Origin of the sequence: Streptomyces sp. NEAU-YJ-81, assembly GCF_017592595.1 — a bacterium.
GTDB lineage: Bacteria > Actinomycetota > Actinomycetes > Streptomycetales > Streptomycetaceae > Streptomyces > Streptomyces hygroscopicus_B.
The window spans coordinates 803,303-819,232 of record NZ_JAGFNO010000001.1; the positions used below are offsets into that span (position 1 = coordinate 803,303).

A 15,930-nucleotide genomic window follows, 5' to 3' on the forward strand; every position below is an offset into this window, starting at 1 on the left:
TTGTCCACAGGCCCGGGCTACGGCCAAACTCCCCCGGAAACACTCGCGTAGCATGGCGGGGAATCGTCCGGTACCCCCTGAGGACTGGAACGGAAGGCCGCTGTCGCGTGAACGCACAACCACTTCCCGAGCCGCAGGACCGGCCGGCCCGGCTCACCGTCGGGGTCGTCGGCGCGGGCCGCGTCGGCCCGGCCCTCGCCGCCTCGCTGCGGCTGGCCGGACACCGCCCGGTCGCCGCCTCCGGTGTCTCCGACGCCTCCGTGCGCCGGGCCGCCGCCCTGCTCCCCGAGGTCCCGATCGTCCCGCCCTCCGAGGTGCTGGCGCGGGCCGAGCTGGTGCTGCTCACCGTCCCCGACGACGCGCTCCCCGAGCTGATCGAGGGCCTCACCGAAACCGGTGCGGTGCGCCCCGGCCAGCTTCTGGTGCACACCTCCGGCCGCTATGGCGTCAGCGTGCTGGAGCCCGCGCTGCGGGCCGGTGCGCTGCCGCTCGCGCTGCACCCCGTCATGACCTTCACCGGCACCTCGGTGGACGTCCAGCGGCTGGCCGGCTGCTCCTTCGGGGTCACCGCCCCCGAGGAGCTGCGGCTGGCGGCCCAGGCGCTGGTCATCGAGATGGGCGGGGAGCCCGAGTGGATCGCGGAGGAGTCCCGCCCGCTCTATCACGCCGCCCTCGCCATCGGCGCCAACCACCTCACCACGCTGGTCGCCCAGTCCCTGGAGCTGCTGCGCGCGTCCGGGGTCGAGGCCCCCGACCGGATGCTCGGCCCGCTCCTCGGCGCCGCGCTGGACAACGCGCTGCGCAGCGGTGACGCCGCGCTGACCGGCCCGGTCGCGCGCGGCGACGCGGGCACGGTCGCCGCCCATGTCGCCGAGCTGCGGCGGCACGCCCCGCACGCCGTGGCCGGCTATCTGGCCATGGCCCGTACGACCGCGGACCGGGCGCTCGCGCACGGCCTGCTCAAGCCGGAGCTCGCGGAGGACCTGCTGGGCGTGCTCTCGGATGTGACCGACGTACGGGGCCGGGGAGGCAGTGAGACATGAGCCCGAAGCTGTGGACCAAGGCGCTTCCTGGGGAGCCGGATGTGGAGCTGTTCCGCCATCGCTCGGATCTGGACGCGGCGCTCGCCCACTTCGCCGTGCCGGGGCGCACAGCCGTCGTGATGACCATGGGCGCGCTGCACGACGGGCACGCCTCGCTCATCCGCGCCGCCCGTGCCCGGGTGGGCGCCAAGGGCCTGGTGACCGTCACCGTCTTCGTCAATCCGCTGCAGTTCGGCGCGGGCGAGGACCTCGACCGCTATCCGCGCACCCTCGACGCCGACCTCAAGGTCGCGGCCGAGGCGGGCGCGGACATCGTCTTCGCCCCCGCCGCCGAGGAGATGTATCCGGGCGGCGAGCCGCACATCCGGATCACCGCGGGCGCCATGGGCGAGCGCTATGAGGGCGCCTCGCGGCCCGGCCACTTCGACGGGATGCTCACCGTCGTCGCCAAGCTGCTCCATCTCACCCGCCCCGATGCCGCCTTCTTCGGCGAGAAGGACGCCCAGCAGCTTGCGCTGGTCCGCCGGATGGCGCGCGACCTGGACTTCCCGGTCGAGATCGTCGGCGTCCCCACCGTCCGGGAGGGCGACGGGCTCGCCCTCTCCAGCCGTAACCGCTATCTGTCGGCCCAGGAGCGGGACACCGCGCTGGCGCTGTCCCGGGCGCTGTTCGCGGGGCGTGAGGCGGGGCTGCTGGCGGCCGGGGAGGGCCCGGCCGGCGCCGAGGAGCACGAGCTCATACGGGTCGCGTCCCCCGCCGCGGTGCGGTCCGCGGCGCGGGTGGTGCTCGACGAGGCGGCGCGGCTCGAACCGCCGCTCGTCCTCGACTATCTGGGCCTGGCCGATCCCGCCGACTTCACCGAGGTCTCCGACGGATACACCGGCGAGGCCGTGCTGGCCGTCGCGGCCAAGGTCGGCGCCACCCGCCTGATAGACAACATCCGCCTGTGGATCGGAGCCGCCCGATGACCCATCCGACCGGGCGGCCCGACGTCGTGGCCCCCGCCACCGCCCTGCGCGCTTCTGCCCCGGGCTGGGCCACCGACGCGGATGTCGTGGTCGTCGGTTCCGGGGTCGCCGGGCTGACCGCTGCGCTGCGCTGTGCCGCGGCCGGGGCCAGGGTCACCGTGGTCACCAAGGCCCGCCTGGACGACGGCTCCACGCGCTGGGCCCAGGGCGGCATAGCCGCCGCCCTCGGCGAGGGCGACACCCCCGAGCAGCATCTGGACGACACCCTGGTGGCCGGCGCCGGGCTCTGCGACGAGCGGGCGGTACGGACGCTGGTCACCGAGGGGCCCGACGCGGTGCGGCGGCTCATCGCCACCGGCGCCCGCTTCGACGCCGACGACACCGGCGAGATCCTGCTGGCCCGCGAGGGCGGCCACCACCGCCGCCGGATCGCCCACGCGGGCGGCGACGCGACCGGCGCAGAGATCTCCCGGGCCCTGGTCGAGGCGGTGCGCGAGGCCGGTATCGACACCGTGGAGAACGCCCTGGTGCTCGACCTGCTCAAGGACGGCTCCGGCCGGGCTGCCGGGGTCACCCTGCACGTCATGGGCGAGGGCCAGCGGGACGGCGTGGGCGCGGTGCGGGCGGACGCGGTGGTCCTCGCCACGGGCGGCATGGGCCAGATCTTCTCCGCGACCACCAACCCCGCCGTCTCCACCGGCGACGGGGTCGCGCTCGCGCTGCGCGCCGGGGCCGAGGTCAGCGATCTGGAGTTCGTGCAGTTCCACCCCACGGTGCTGTGGCTGGGCCCGGAGGCGGAGGGCCAGCAGCCGCTGGTCTCGGAGGCGGTGCGCGGCGAGGGCGCCCATCTCGTCGACGCCGACGGGGTGCGCTTCATGCAGGGGCAGCACGAACTGGCCGAGCTGGCGCCCCGCGACATCGTCGCCAAGGGCATCATGCGGCGGATGCAGGAGCGCGGCGCCGAGCATATGTACCTGGACGCCCGCCACTTCGGGGCCCGGATGTGGGAGCGGCGCTTCCCGACCATCCTGGCCGCCTGCCGCGCGCACGGCATCGACCCGGTGACCGAGCCCATCCCGGTCGCCCCGGCCGCGCACTACGCGAGCGGCGGGGTCCGCACCGATCTGCACGGCCGCACCACCGTCCCCGGGCTCTACGCCTGCGGGGAGGTCGCCTGCACCGGTGTCCACGGCGCCAACCGGCTGGCCTCCAACTCCCTTCTGGAGGGCCTGGTCTTCGCGGAGCGCATCGCGGAGGACATCACCGCCGGAGCCGCCGGAGCCGCCGGAGCCGAGGGCCCCGCGCGGCCCGCCACGGCCGCCGTCCGGCCCGGGCCGGACGAGCGGACCGGGCCGGACGAGGGTGCCCCCGGTGGAGCGCCCCTACTGGCCTCCGAGGCCCGCTACGAGATCCAGCACATCATGACCCACGGCGCCGGAGTCCTGCGCTCCGCCGAGAGCCTGGCCCGCGCCGCCGACCGGCTGGAGCGCGTCCACGACGAAGCCGCGGCCCAGCTACGCCGGGACGGCAAGACGGCCGAGCCGGGGGTCGAGACCTGGGAGGCCACCAACCTCCATCTGGTCGCCCGGGTCCTGGTCGCCGCCGCGCTCCGCCGAGAGGAGACCCGCGGCTGCCACTGGCGCGAGGACCGCCCCGCGCGGGACGACGCCGCCTGGCGCCGCCACCTCCTGGTCACCCTCGGCCCGGACGGCGCCCTCGAGGTGCGTTCCACGGACTCCGAAGCGTTTCCCCCACCGACCACCCCCCGAACCGAGACGGAGTCCCGCCCGTGAGCAGCACCTCCGAAGCACGCCAGCCATCCGTGTCCCTGCCGCTGCTGCAGATCGGCCGCCCCGGCGAGGCGGCGGGCTGTGGCGACGCCTGCGGCTGCGGCGACGACGCCGACGGCGCCGGGCTCGACCCGATGGAGTGCGGTCTGGACCCCGACCTGGCCGAGCTGCTGATCAGTGCCGGACTCGACCCCATCCAGGTCGAGGACATCGCGCACATGGCCATCGAGGAGGACCTCGACCAGGGCGTGGACGTCACCACCGTGGCCACCGTCTCCGAGGACGCCTTCGCCACCGGTGACTTCACGGCCCGTGAGGCGGGCACCGTCGCGGGGCTGCGGATCGCCGAGGCGATCCTGTCCGTCGTCTGTACGGACGAGTTCGAGGTCGAGCGGCATGTCGAGGACGGCGACCGGGTGGCGGCGGGCCAGAAGCTGCTCAGCGTCCGCACCCGCACCCGCGACCTGCTCACCGGTGAGCGCAGCGCGCTCAACCTCCTGTGCCGGCTCTCCGGTATCGCGACGGCGACGCGTGCGTGGGCCGATGCCCTCGACGGGACGAAGACCAAGGTCCGTGACACCCGTAAGACCACCCCGGGGCTGCGCGCCCTGGAGAAGTACGCGGTGCGCTGCGGCGGCGGGGTCAACCACCGGATGTCGCTCTCGGACGCCGCGCTGGTCAAGGACAACCACGTGATCGCGGCGGGCGGCGTGGCGGAGGCGTTCGGCGCCGTGCGGGCCGAGTTCCCGGACGTGCCGATCGAGGTGGAGGTCGACACCCTCGACCAGATTCCGCCGGTCCTGGAGGCGGGCGCGGACCTCATCCTGCTGGACAACTTCACCCCGGAGCGGACCCGCGAGGCCGTCGAGCTGGTCGCCGGGCGCGCCGCGCTGGAGTCCTCGGGACGGCTGACGCTCGCAAACGCCCGTACGTACGCCGAGACGGGCGTCGACTATCTGGCGGTCGGCGCGCTCACCCACTCCTCCCCGATCCTGGACATCGGCCTGGACCTGCGCGAGTCCGAGGGGAAGTAAGCGATGCCGCTGACCATCGACGCCGGAAACACCCGCCCGCCCGTCGCCCCACCCACCACCCCAGGGCTCGTCCTCGGCCGTCAGCCCGCCCGGAAGCGGTGCCGCCCATGCTGCTGACCATCGACGTCGGAAACACCCACACCGTGCTGGGGCTGTTCGACGGCGAGGAGATCGTCGAGCACTGGCGGATCTCCACCGACGCCCGCCGCACCGCCGATGAACTCGCCGTCCTGCTGCAGGGTCTGATGGGCATGCACCCGCTGCTCGGCGAGGAGCTGGGCGACGGCATCGCGGGCATCTCCATCTGCTCCACCGTCCCCTCGGTGCTCCACGAGCTGCGCGAGGTGACCCGCCGCTACTACGGCGATGTGCCGTCCGTCCTGGTCGAGCCGGGCGTGAAGACCGGTGTGCCGATCCTGATGGACAACCCCAAGGAGGTCGGCGCCGACCGGATCATCAACGCGCTGGCCGCCGTCGAGCTGTACGAGGGTCCGTGCGTGGTCGTCGACTTCGGCACCGCGACGACCTTCGACGCGGTCAGCGCGCGCGGCGAGTACGTGGGCGGGGTGATCGCGCCGGGCATCGAGATCTCGGTCGAGGCGCTGGGCGTACGCGGGGCGCAATTGCGCAAGATCGAGCTGGCCCGCCCGCGCAGCGTGATCGGGAAGAACACGGTGGAGGCCATGCAGTCCGGCATCCTCTACGGCTTCGCGGGCCAGGTGGACGGGATCGTCCGGCGAATGGCGCGGGAGCTGGCCCAGGACCCGGAGGACGTCACCGTGATCGCCACCGGCGGGCTGGCGCCCATGGTGCTAGGAGAATCCTCAGTGATCGATGAGCATGAACCCTGGTTGACCCTGATCGGCCTCAGACTGGTCTACGAGCGGAACGTCTCGCGCGGCTGAGCACCGGCGATCAGCTCTTCACCTGCGTGCTCGACCGTATTGACGGCATTCCGAAACGAATTCCCGCCGCCCTGGATTCGCCGGGGCGTCCGATCGCTCTTCGCCATTGGTCACGGAGCGGTCAAGGGAAAGACGGCACTTCGAATTCCGTATTGACAAGCGGAAGGGCCGTCGACCATGTACACCGGCACCCGGATGCGACGGTCCGCCCCGGGTGCCGGGTCCGGACGGGGCCGCCTCGACGCGGCCCCGTCCGGCGCTTCCCCCGTATGGCGGCTCGGCGTCTATGGCGGCTCGGTGTCCGCAACGCGCCGCACCGTCCGGCGCTCAGCGAAATTTGTCCGCTTAGCACTTAAAGTCGCCCCATGCCCACGCCATATGGATCCCGCGGCGGAATGGCGTTCAGTGCGGATGAGCTGCGTGTGCTCCGACGCGCCCTCGCCATCGCCCTCCGACCCGACCCCGTCACTCCCTCTGCCGGCCCCCTCGGCCCGGACCGGGCGGAGGAGGTCCAGGACTGTCTCCGGCTCGCCGAGGCCGTGGACGAAGCGGCCCGCGAGGGCGGGCGGCTGCGAGCGTTCCTGCTCGACGAGCTCGCCCGCTACCGCGCCGCCCTGCCCGGCGCCGCCGTCGGCTATCTCGAGCAGCTCCAGGGCGCCCTCGCGGCCGGTTACGAGCCGCTGGCCGAGGATCTGGCCGCGCTCCGCGCGCTGTGCGGGTCGGCCGCCGGGGGTGGTGAGGCGACGCGCCGACGCGCGCTGCTGAGCCACTGCGAGCGCCTTGCCGAGCGGGGCGTGCGCGCCCGGCTCGCGGAGCGCGCCGGCGCCGTCGTACAGCCGCGCACGAGCCCCGTGGGGCCCCGGCTGCGCGCCCTGCCCGGCGGGGTCTCGGCGGCGCCCAGGACGGCCGCGCAGGGGACGGTGCGGAAGGAGTCGGAGGCCGTGCTCGAAGCGCTCCAGAAGGCCGACGAGCCCAAGCGGGAACCGCAGCCGCGCAAGAAGCCCGCGGCGCCGGAGCATGGCGACCGCGAGGAGCCGAAGCGACGGGAGCCGGGCCGCCGGGCGCCGCGCCCGGGGCGTCCGGTGCCTACGCCGGCGGAGGTCTTCCCGCCCAAGCGCCGCCCCTCGCCGCCGCCGGAGCAGGAGTCGCGGCTCGGCGCCGGGGCCCGTTCCGCCTGACCCCGGGCCTGGGCCCCGCCCCTGCCCCCGCCCGGCCCCCGGGCCGCCGCGCCCGGGCCGGTGCCCGGCTCCGGGAGGCCGCGGCGCGCCGCGTAATCTGGTGGTCTCGAGCAAAAGGAGGCCGAGAGCCATGGATTATGTCTCCGCGCTGATTCCGCCCGTCGTGATGGCCGTGGCCTTCACCGCGCTCATCGTGACGATGGTGAAGAGCCAGGGCGGCGCCAACAAGTCCAAGGAGGACGCCGCGGTGGACGCGGCGCTGGCGGCCCGCACCGAGGCCGAGGGCCCGGCCCCGGAGCGCGAGACGGCCTGATCGGATCGATCGGGCCCATCGGGCGCCGCCACCCCCGCACACCACGCCGGACCACGCCCCGGGACGCATCGCGTTCCGGGGCGTGTGGCTTTTCCCGCGCAGACCTCCCGACATTCGGGACATCTCCCACTATTATTCTCGGTGTGCCTAGGCCATTGGGAGATCTCGAAGACGCGGTCATGACGCGGGTGTGGAAGTGGAACCGCCCGGTCACGGTCCGCGAAGTGCTGGAAGACCTTCAGCGGGAACGCTCGATCGCCTACACCACCGTCATGACCGTAATGGACAACCTCCATCACAAGGGCTGGCTGCGCCGGGAGGTTGAAGGCCGCGCCTATCGATATGCCGCGGTCTCCACGCGCGCCGCCTACTCGGCCGCACTGATGAACGAAGCGTGGTCGACCAGTGACAACCCCGCGGCCGCTCTCGTCGCGTTCTTCGGGATGATGTCCGAAGAGCAGCGGGACGCACTACGGGATGCCATGCGCGTCGCACAACTGGGGGAGACCGGGGAGAGCCCCGGTGAGTCGGGGCGATGACCCAGGGCGATAGCGTCCGGTCATGTCCTCCCCACTATCAAAAGTAGTCACCGTCCGCCGTGCCCGGACCGGCGATGTACGGGCGGTGCGCCGCCTCATCGACTCGTACGTGGACGATCGCATCCTGCTCGACAAAGCCACCGTGACGCTTTACGAGGACATCCAGGAGTTCTGGGTCGCCGAGCGCGACGAGGACGCTGAGGTCATTGGCTGTGGAGCGCTGCACGTCATGTGGGAAGACCTCGCGGAGGTCCGCACTCTCGCCGTCGATCGGACTCTCAAGGGCACCGGCGTAGGCCACCTGGTGCTCGACAAGCTGTTGCAGACGGCGCGCTGGCTGGGGGTGCGGCGCATTTTCTGCCTCACCTTCGAAGTCGACTTCTTCACCAGGCACGGCTTCGTGGAGATCGGCGAGACGCCGGTCGACGGCGATGTGTACAGCGAGCTCCTGCGTTCCTATGACGAGGGCGTCGCCGAGTTCCTTGGTCTCGAACGGGTGAAGCCGAACACCCTTGGCAACAGCCGGATGCTTCTGCAACTGTGATCGCGGGCCCTATGTCCGAATCGCTCCCCTATCACATAGCTCCGGAACATGACCTTCCATGAGGCTTCCCGCTTGGCGGATCCGTCGAACCTTCCCGGGGGGTTTGTGTTTTTCCGGGAAAGGCGGTTTCCTATTCTCTCGTAGTGTAATTACCTGGGGGGTGAGTCATCAGCGGCTAACGCCGCACCCCTGAGCCCCCCGTTTTCCCTGAAAGGAACCCCATGGCACAGAAGGTTCAGGTCCTTCTTGTCGACGACCTCGACGGTGGCGAGGCGGACGAGACCGTGACGTTCTCGCTTGACGGCAAGAGCTACGAGATCGACCTCACCACCAACAACGCGGACAAGCTCCGTGACGCCCTGGAGCCCTACACCAAGGGCGGGCGGCGTACCGGTGGCCGGGCCTCCGGCGGCCGGGGCAAGGCGCGCGCGGCGTCGGGCGGAAGCCAGGACACCGCGAAGATCCGCGCCTGGGCGAAGGAGAACGGCTACGAGGTCAACGACCGCGGCCGTGTTCCGGCGACCGTTCGTGAGGCGTACGAGAAGGCCAACGGCTGAGCGCGTCAGCCTTTCCCGGCTCGCCGCTGCCTTGGCAGTGGCCGGGCGCGCACCAATCGGGTGCGGAGGCATTCGGTAGCCGCCGTGCTCACGAGCCGTACGAGATCGGGGGCGCCCCCATCGCCCCCGAAGCCTGTCCTCGGCAGCGTTGGCTCCACCTCGCCCCTCGGGTCGGGAGGTCGCAGCCATACGGCGGCCTCCTGCGGGCATCGCTCTCCGGGCGCCCCGGCGGCCAGGGGCGGCGGCCAGGAGCGGGAGGGGCATGGCGCGGTGATCCGGCCTCCGGCGCCGATCGCGCCAAGGTCCAGGGCCACAGCGCCCCACTCCAGCCAGTCGAGCAGCCCCGGAAGCTCGTCGGCGCTGCCAAGGGCCACCAGGAGCCGCATCCAGGCGCCCTCCACCGCGACCGGACCGGTCCGCGGTACGCGCCGCAGCATCGCCAATCCGGCCACGGCCGGCAGTTCGATGACGTCGAAGGCCACCCCCGTGAGCAATTCGACGGGATCGCTGCCGGCCGTCGGCCAGCCCAGCTCCCGCTCGTACCAGCGTGAAAAGGGAGCCGGTGTCGTCGGTGCGGACGGCCTCGCGCCGTGGACCCTGTGGATCATGCCCAGCAGAACTCTCCGCCGTCCCGCTTGGTTACGCCCCGGATGACCTACCGTGCGGGCCCGTGCGCGCACCGTGCCCGTAAGGGGTCCTGCAGGGCCGGTGAACGGACGCAAGGTTGTTCGCCCGTAGCGGATGGAACCGGCCTCTACGGCATGGACTATCTGTGCTTGCGGGTAAGACATCCCTAGTGGGGAGGGGCGGTCCGCGTGTCGGGAGGAAGCGGCGTTCGCCATCGGCGTACTGGCGGTGGGCGTAGATGCCTGGCCTGCGGGAACATCGTCTCGCACCATCGGGTTAAGGCAGTTGTCGGCTGTTCGGGCAGGAAGCCAGTGGCTGTTTGCCCCGCGCGAGCGGGGGTGATCCGGACGGTTGTCGGCAGTTGGAATGAGCTGTCCCGGGTTGCGGGACTAGCATGCGGAAGGACAGGGAGGGGATCGTCCCCGATCTTTCTGACCGCTCTGAGGAGCGATTAACGATGTTCGAGAGGTTCACCGACCGCGCGCGGCGGGTTGTCGTCCTGGCTCAGGAAGAAGCCCGGATGCTCAACCACAACTACATCGGCACCGAACACATCCTCCTGGGCCTGATCCACGAGGGTGAGGGTGTCGCCGCTAAGGCCCTGGAGAGCCTCGGGATTTCGCTCGAGGCGGTCCGCCAGCAGGTGGAGGAGATCATCGGGCAGGGCCAGCAGGCCCCGTCCGGGCACATCCCCTTCACCCCCCGTGCCAAGAAGGTCCTGGAGCTGTCGCTCCGCGAGGCCCTCCAGCTCGGCCACAACTACATCGGTACGGAGCACATCCTGCTCGGCCTGATCCGCGAGGGCGAGGGCGTCGCCGCCCAGGTCCTCGTGAAGCTGGGTGCCGATCTGAACCGGGTGCGGCAGCAGGTCATCCAGCTGCTCTCCGGCTACCAGGGCAAGGAGGCCGCCACCGCCGGCGGCCCGGCGGAGGGCACTCCCTCCACCTCGCTCGTCCTGGACCAGTTCGGCCGCAATCTCACGCAGGCCGCCCGCGAATCCAAGCTCGACCCGGTCATCGGGCGCGAGAAGGAGATCGAGCGGGTCATGCAGGTGCTTTCGCGCCGTACCAAGAACAACCCGGTCCTCATCGGCGAGCCCGGCGTCGGCAAGACGGCGGTCGTCGAGGGACTGGCCCAGGCGATCGTCAAGGGCGAGGTGCCCGAGACCCTCAAGGACAAGCACCTCTACACCCTGGACCTGGGCGCCCTGGTCGCCGGCTCCCGCTACCGCGGTGATTTCGAGGAGCGCCTGAAGAAGGTGCTCAAGGAGATCCGCACCCGCGGCGACATCATCCTGTTCATCGACGAGCTCCACACCCTGGTGGGTGCGGGTGCCGCCGAGGGCGCGATCGATGCCGCCAGCATCCTCAAGCCGATGCTGGCGCGGGGCGAGCTGCAGACCATCGGCGCGACCACGCTCGACGAGTACCGCAAGTACCTGGAGAAGGACGCGGCCCTGGAGCGCCGTTTCCAGCCCATCCAGGTCGCCGAGCCGTCGCTGCCCCACACCATCGAGATCCTCAAGGGCCTGCGGGACCGCTACGAGGCGCACCACCGCGTCTCGATCACGGACTCGGCCCTGGTCGCGGCCGCCACCCTGGCCGACCGCTACATCTCGGACCGCTTCCTGCCGGACAAGGCGATCGACCTGATCGACGAGGCCGGTTCCCGGATGCGGATCCGCCGGATGACCGCACCGCCGGACCTGCGCGAATTCGACGAGAAGATCGCCGATGTGCGCCGGGAGAAGGAGTCCGCGATCGACTCGCAGGACTTCGAGATGGCCGCGGGCCTGCGCGACAAGGAGAAGCAGCTCCTGGCCGCCAAGGCGAAGCGGGAGAAGGAGTGGAAGGCCGGCGACATGGACGTCGTCGCCGAGGTCGACGAGGAGCTGATCGCCGAGGTCCTGGCCACGGCCACGGGCATCCCGGTCTTCAAGCTGACCGAGGAGGAGTCCTCCCGGCTGCTGCGCATGGAGGACGAGCTGCACAAGCGCGTCATCGGCCAGAAGGACGCCATCAAGGCGCTCTCCCAGGCCATCCGGCGTACGCGTGCGGGCCTCAAGGACCCCAAGCGCCCCGGTGGCTCGTTCATCTTCGCGGGCCCGTCCGGTGTCGGTAAGACCGAGCTCAGCAAGACTCTCGCCGAATTCCTCTTCGGCGACGAGGACGCGATGATCTCGCTCGACATGTCGGAGTTCAGCGAGAAGCACACCGTCTCGCGGCTCTTCGGCTCCCCGCCCGGATACGTGGGCTACGAGGAGGGCGGCCAGCTCACCGAGAAGGTGCGCCGCAAGCCGTTCTCCGTGGTCCTCTTCGACGAGGTCGAGAAGGCCCACCCGGACATCTTCAACTCGCTGCTGCAGATCCTGGAGGACGGTCGGCTGACCGACTCCCAGGGCCGGGTCGTGGACTTCAAGAACACGGTGATCATCATGACCACCAACCTCGGCACCCGGGACATCTCCAAGGGCTTCAACCTGGGCTTCGCCGCCCAGGGCGATGTGAAGACCGGCTACGAGCGGATGAAGAACAAGGTCAACGAGGAGCTGAAGCAGCACTTCCGGCCCGAGTTCCTCAACCGTGTCGATGACACCGTGGTCTTCCACCAGCTCACCGAGGAAGACATCATCCAGATCGTCGACCTCATGACCACCAAGGTGGACGAGCGGCTCAAGGACCGCGACATGGGCATCGAGCTCAGCGGTGACGCCAAGAAGCTGCTCGCCAAGCGGGGCTACGACCCCGTGCTGGGCGCCCGGCCGCTGCGCCGGACGATCCAGCGCGAGATCGAGGACGTGCTCTCGGAGAAGATCCTCTTCGGCGAGCTGCGTCCGGGCCACATCGTGGTCGTGGACACCGAGGGCGAGGGTGAGGAGAAGAAGTTCACCTTCCGCGGCGAGGAGAAGGCGGCGCTGCCGGACACCCCGCCGGTCGAGTCCGCCGCCGGTGGCGCGGGCCCGAACCTCAGCAAGGAGGCGTGACGCGGCGACGCGGTAACGCGGCGTCGTCCATCGCCACGGGGCCGCCCCGGACCGTTCCGGTCCGGGGCGGCCCTTTTGCGTGGCCACGCCCCTGACGGGCCCTGACACGCCCCTGACACGCCCTGACGCGCACTGGGGCGGTCTGACACGCACTGGGGGCGCGCCCGGCCGTGGGAGGGCCCGGAGAGCCAGTGGACCAGGGCTCTGGGGGCTTCGGGGGCTTCTGTGGGCCTGTTGCGGGGCACGGCCCGCCGGTTCTTCCTTACGCGCCCGCCACGATGACCTGGACGCCCTCCGGGACCCCGGTCACCCCCGTGTTGCGGTGGCTCAGCCGCAGAGTGTGCAGCCGGGGGAAGGCGGCCAGCCAGCTCAGGTCCAGGTCCGCGCCCAGGTCGTAGGCGAGCCACAGCTCGGTCAGCCGCTCCGCCACCAGGCCCTCGGCGAGCTGGTCCGGGGTGAGCGCACCGGCTATCTGGACGCAGGGGCGGCCGCCGAGCCGGCGCAGGGCCCGCAGTTCCTCCAGGTCCGACACCGGAAAGTCGAGTTCCCGCTCATCGAGATGGCCGATGATTTCCTCGGCGTAACGATCGGTGTCATATCGCCGCCAGGCGCCCGCGAGCTGCGCCCGTACCGCCCAGGAGGCGCGGTTCCGCAGCCGGACCAGATAGTCGATGGCGCGGTCGTCGGCTATCGAGGTGGCGGTGACGGCCAGCCGATGGGCTTCCTCATCGGATACGCCGCTGGGATCGGGCAGCATTTCCAGCACGATAGGCCCGATCCAGCCCAGCGCGCGGGCCGCTTCCAGCGAGGTCGGGCGTACCAGATCGCGGGTATAGCGATGCACCCGGGAACGCACCTCGGGGTCCAGCTCCGTCGCGTGTTCCAGACATGCGGCCGCCAGGAGTTTGCGATGGCGGGCATGGACCGGCCGGGCGTCTTTACGGGCCGCCAGCAGCCCCTCCAGGAGGTAGCCGCATTCATCGGGGCGGGCGAGAGCGACCGACATTCTGATCACTTCTTCCCAGTCGTCCAGGTGTGCGTGGTCGATCAGGAAGTCGAAATCGTGCCGTTCGACGACCGCTCTCGCGCTGAGATAGTCCTGGAACGTTCGGTGCACGAAATCGACCGAACCGGGTGTGGGCTCGCGCAATAGACCGGTCCGGTTGAGCAGATGTCGGTAGATCTCCTCCGGCCCGCCCTGCCGCGCCGCGTGCGGAATGGCCGGGAGGTGCCGGCCGAGCGTCTCGACGGCGGTGGTCCGGTCCATTTCGGACCGGCCGTTGACGAGCATCCAGTGCGCCAGCTTCTGCAGCAGCTGGATCTTCGGTTCCTGGGGGAGGTCGATTCCCTCCGGCGGCAGCATGGCGCGCTCGCGGTCGCGCCGTTCCAGCAGCATGGAAAGGGCCGCGTCATAGAGGGCTTTCCGGCCGCGCGGCAGATAGCCGCGGCGGTCCCGGTGCAGCGCGCACAGCAGACCGCACATCAGTGGATTGGTGGCCAGCCGGCCGAGGTCCCGGGTAATCCTTACGGCGTCCAGCAGCGTTTCCTCGTAACCACTCAGCCGGTCCAGATCGGCACGGTCGGTGATGTCCTGGCGGGCGGCCGCATGCCAGCGCCGGATGAACGCGGTGACCCCCTCGCGGCTGAGCGGGGAGAGTTTCAGCTCGGTGAAGCGCTCCGAGGCCAGCCAGTTCTCCCGTACGGCCGAGGGGCGCGAGGTGACCAGCCAGATATTTCCCGGATAGCGCGCCGGAAGCTCGCGCAGCGCCTCCCGCAGCCGCTCACGCTCCCCCTCCGGGGCCTCGTCCACCCCGTCCACGAGCAGCAGCCCGCGCCCGTGGGACAGCACCCGCTCGGCCCATCCCGGCGGCTGGGCGGCGGCGTGCGGATAGCGGACGGCGGACAGGAAGGCGTCCGGCTCCGGGAAGCCGTCGCGGCGGAACCGGCGCACGGGGAGCACGAAGGGGACCCGCCCGCGCAGCCCCGCCAGCGGGGCCGGGAGGTCACCGCGCGCCACGGACACCGCGAGCCGCTGCACCAGCGTGGTCTTGCCCGACCCCGCCACGCCCCACAGCAGCACCCTTTCGCGTCCGGCGAGGGCCTGTTCGGCGGGGGCGCTCGGGCCTCCGCCGTCGGCCTCGGTCTCCAGGCTCAGATAGGCGGCGTCCAGCGGCCAGCTGTCGGGGGAGTGGGCCAGATCGATGCCGTAGATGGTGAGGTGGTCGTGGGCGGCGATGATGTCCTGGGCGTAGCGCCGCTCGAACGCGGCGTCCTCGGCGGCCGTGACGAAGGGGGAGCGGCGGACGAGGAAGCGGAGGATGTGGGCGCAGGCGGTCTCGCGCAGTGCGGCGTGGGTATGGGCGTCCGCCGGGTCCAGCTCTTCGTCCGCGTCGGGGGCGGCGATGGCGAGGTGGCGGGCGAAGGCTTCGGGGCCGAGGCGGACGGCCCGCAGGTCGTCCAGGTCGACGGTGCCGAGGGCGTGGAGGGTGCGGGCGAGCGCGTCGGTGAGGGCGGAGCGCGCCTGGTCGGCGACCTCTTCGGCGACCTCTTCGGAGATCTCTTCGGAGACGCCTTCGACGAGCGCGGAGGCGATCCGGGGCAGGTCCCGTTCGGTGAGCGTGCGGTGGTCGCCCTGGAAGGCGACGAGAGAGGCGATGCGAACGGGCCGGTCCACCGGCCCGTTGGCGACGAAGAGTTCGTGGACCAGTGTGTCTATGGCTGCGGGATCCATGAGGCCCCGTCCCCCCGGTGACTGTTGTTCGCCGTATCGAAGAAGCCACCAGGGTAGGCGGGGACGGTCCGGGGGTGGTGGGGGTTCGGCGTGGGTGCCGGGGGCGGGTGGGGGCACGGGGTGGGTGCGCGGTGCGGTGGGTGGTGGTCGCTGGGGTGCGCGGTCGGTTGGGTGGTGGGTGCCGGGGCGGGGCCCACGGTGCGGCTCGTGCGGGGTGCGCCTGCTGTTCGTGGTGGGTGCCGGGGGCGGGGCCTCCGGTGCGGCGCCCTGGACCGCATATTTACGGCGCCGGTGCCCGGAGGCGTGGAGTGGGCCGGGGATTGGCGCCACAAATATGCGAAAGCGTCCAGGACACCACCCCTGCGACCCCACCCCCTCCCGCCGCGTCGGCGACCGCACTCCGGTGGCACGGCTCCCGGGGTGGTCCGGGCCCGCTCGGTGACTACCGGTCCGACTCCTCCACCGCGAAGAGCTCGTCCAATAGCTCGTCTGCCTGGGAGACGGTGAAAGCACGGTCGAGCCAGTGGCTGAGGGTGCTGCGGTAGGGGCACTCGCGGATGCGGTGGCGTGTCTCGGGCCGGACGGTGATCCCCCGGTGCGCGAGGATGCGCAGGACACCTTCGGCGAGCCCCGCCGCCTCTCCATGGGCCTGGCCATCGCGGAAGGTCAGCTCGATGAGGGTCCCCCGACCGGGGAAGTAGCTACCTACTACGGCCAT

14 protein-coding genes are annotated in these 15,930 nt (G+C 71.4%); 11 read left to right on the forward strand and 3 right to left on the reverse strand.

Annotated features, from left to right (window positions below; all coding sequences use genetic code 11):
- Nucleotides 1-107 precede the first annotated feature (107 nt).
- The 10 genes from J5X86_RS03635 to J5X86_RS03680 all read left to right on the forward strand — a co-directional run bounded on the left by J5X86_RS03635 (nucleotide 108) and on the right by J5X86_RS03680 (nucleotide 8,871).
- Nucleotides 108-1,043, forward strand: a complete 936-nt coding sequence (locus J5X86_RS03635) for a Rossmann-like and DUF2520 domain-containing protein (RefSeq protein ID WP_208515321.1) — start codon at nucleotides 108-110, stop codon at nucleotides 1,041-1,043.
- Nucleotides 1,040-2,011: a pantoate--beta-alanine ligase gene (gene panC / locus J5X86_RS03640; protein WP_208515322.1), complete on the forward strand. Its 972-nt coding sequence runs from the start codon at nucleotides 1,040-1,042 to the stop codon at nucleotides 2,009-2,011. The genes J5X86_RS03635 and panC overlap by 4 nt, the downstream gene beginning before the upstream one ends.
- The gene (locus J5X86_RS03645; RefSeq protein WP_208515323.1) at nucleotides 2,008-3,804 is read left to right on the forward strand and encodes an L-aspartate oxidase; all 1,797 of its coding nucleotides are present in this window, start codon (nucleotides 2,008-2,010) and stop codon (nucleotides 3,802-3,804) included. The genes panC and J5X86_RS03645 overlap by 4 nt, the downstream gene beginning before the upstream one ends.
- A complete protein-coding gene (gene nadC, locus J5X86_RS03650; RefSeq protein ID WP_208515324.1) occupies nucleotides 3,801-4,835 on the forward strand; it encodes a carboxylating nicotinate-nucleotide diphosphorylase in 1,035 nt (344 codons plus the stop codon). Before J5X86_RS03645 ends, nadC begins: the two co-directional genes overlap by 4 nt.
- Nucleotides 4,836-4,942: 107 nt before the next feature.
- Nucleotides 4,943-5,740 (forward strand): type III pantothenate kinase, encoded by a 798-nt coding sequence (locus J5X86_RS03655; protein WP_059142477.1) that lies wholly within the window; start codon nucleotides 4,943-4,945, stop codon nucleotides 5,738-5,740.
- A gap of 365 nt (nucleotides 5,741-6,105) precedes the next feature.
- Nucleotides 6,106-6,918 (forward strand): hypothetical protein, encoded by an 813-nt coding sequence (locus J5X86_RS03660; RefSeq protein ID WP_243979230.1) that lies wholly within the window; start codon nucleotides 6,106-6,108, stop codon nucleotides 6,916-6,918.
- A gap of 130 nt (nucleotides 6,919-7,048) precedes the next feature.
- The gene (locus tag J5X86_RS03665; protein WP_014061629.1) at nucleotides 7,049-7,231 is read left to right on the forward strand and encodes a hypothetical protein; all 183 of its coding nucleotides are present in this window, start codon (nucleotides 7,049-7,051) and stop codon (nucleotides 7,229-7,231) included.
- Between the two features lie 143 nt (nucleotides 7,232-7,374).
- Entirely contained in the window at nucleotides 7,375-7,770 is a 396-nt protein-coding gene (locus J5X86_RS03670; protein WP_078642159.1) for a BlaI/MecI/CopY family transcriptional regulator, read from the forward strand.
- A gap of 22 nt (nucleotides 7,771-7,792) precedes the next feature.
- Nucleotides 7,793-8,314, forward strand: coding sequence for an amino-acid N-acetyltransferase (locus J5X86_RS03675; protein WP_014061627.1), 522 nt, complete (start codon nucleotides 7,793-7,795; stop codon nucleotides 8,312-8,314).
- A gap of 221 nt (nucleotides 8,315-8,535) precedes the next feature.
- Nucleotides 8,536-8,871 (forward strand): Lsr2 family protein, encoded by a 336-nt coding sequence (locus tag J5X86_RS03680; RefSeq protein ID WP_208515325.1) that lies wholly within the window; start codon nucleotides 8,536-8,538, stop codon nucleotides 8,869-8,871.
- A 5-nt stretch (nucleotides 8,872-8,876) separates the two neighbouring features.
- Here J5X86_RS03680 and J5X86_RS03685 read toward each other — a convergent pair whose 3' ends face one another.
- Nucleotides 8,877-9,479: an SCO3374 family protein gene (locus J5X86_RS03685; protein WP_208515326.1), complete on the reverse strand. Its 603-nt coding sequence runs from the start codon at nucleotides 9,477-9,479 to the stop codon at nucleotides 8,877-8,879.
- Nucleotides 9,480-9,955: 476 nt separating this feature from the next.
- On the opposite strand from J5X86_RS03685, the gene J5X86_RS03690 reads away from it, so the two are divergent.
- Nucleotides 9,956-12,481, forward strand: a complete 2,526-nt coding sequence (locus tag J5X86_RS03690; protein ID WP_208515327.1) for an ATP-dependent Clp protease ATP-binding subunit — start codon at nucleotides 9,956-9,958, stop codon at nucleotides 12,479-12,481.
- 262 nt (nucleotides 12,482-12,743) lie between these two features.
- On the opposite strand, the gene J5X86_RS03695 is transcribed toward J5X86_RS03690, so the two are convergent.
- Together J5X86_RS03695 and J5X86_RS03700 are read right to left on the reverse strand one after the other, a co-directional pair.
- A complete protein-coding gene (locus J5X86_RS03695) occupies nucleotides 12,744-15,212 on the reverse strand; it encodes an NACHT domain-containing NTPase (RefSeq protein WP_208515328.1) in 2,469 nt (822 codons plus the stop codon).
- A gap of 442 nt (nucleotides 15,213-15,654) precedes the next feature.
- On the reverse strand, nucleotides 15,655-15,930 hold the full coding sequence (locus J5X86_RS03700; RefSeq protein WP_208515329.1) for a hypothetical protein: 276 nt from the start codon (nucleotides 15,928-15,930) through the stop codon (nucleotides 15,655-15,657).

Bases quoted from the DNA above. Each gene is read 5' to 3' on its own strand.
- J5X86_RS03665 (WP_014061629.1), top strand. From the start codon at position 7,049: ATGGATTATGTCTCCGCGCTGATTCCGCCCGTCGTGATGGCCGTGGCC.
- J5X86_RS03660 (WP_243979230.1), top strand. From the start codon at position 6,106: ATGCCCACGCCATATGGATCCCGCGGCGGAATGGCGTTCAGTGCGGAT.
- J5X86_RS03675 (WP_014061627.1), top strand. From the start codon at position 7,793: ATGTCCTCCCCACTATCAAAAGTAGTCACCGTCCGCCGTGCCCGGACC.
- J5X86_RS03680 (WP_208515325.1), top strand. From the start codon at position 8,536: ATGGCACAGAAGGTTCAGGTCCTTCTTGTCGACGACCTCGACGGTGGC.
- J5X86_RS03655 (WP_059142477.1), top strand. From the start codon at position 4,943: ATGCTGCTGACCATCGACGTCGGAAACACCCACACCGTGCTGGGGCTG.
- J5X86_RS03645 (WP_208515323.1), top strand. From the start codon at position 2,008: ATGACCCATCCGACCGGGCGGCCCGACGTCGTGGCCCCCGCCACCGCC.
- J5X86_RS03695 (WP_208515328.1), bottom strand. From the start codon at position 15,212: ATGGATCCCGCAGCCATAGACACACTGGTCCACGAACTCTTCGTCGCC.
- J5X86_RS03700 (WP_208515329.1), bottom strand. From the start codon at position 15,930: ATGGCCGTAGTAGGTAGCTACTTCCCCGGTCGGGGGACCCTCATCGAG.
- J5X86_RS03685 (WP_208515326.1), bottom strand. From the start codon at position 9,479: ATGATCCACAGGGTCCACGGCGCGAGGCCGTCCGCACCGACGACACCG.
- panC (WP_208515322.1), top strand. From the start codon at position 1,040: ATGAGCCCGAAGCTGTGGACCAAGGCGCTTCCTGGGGAGCCGGATGTG.
- J5X86_RS03690 (WP_208515327.1), top strand. From the start codon at position 9,956: ATGTTCGAGAGGTTCACCGACCGCGCGCGGCGGGTTGTCGTCCTGGCT.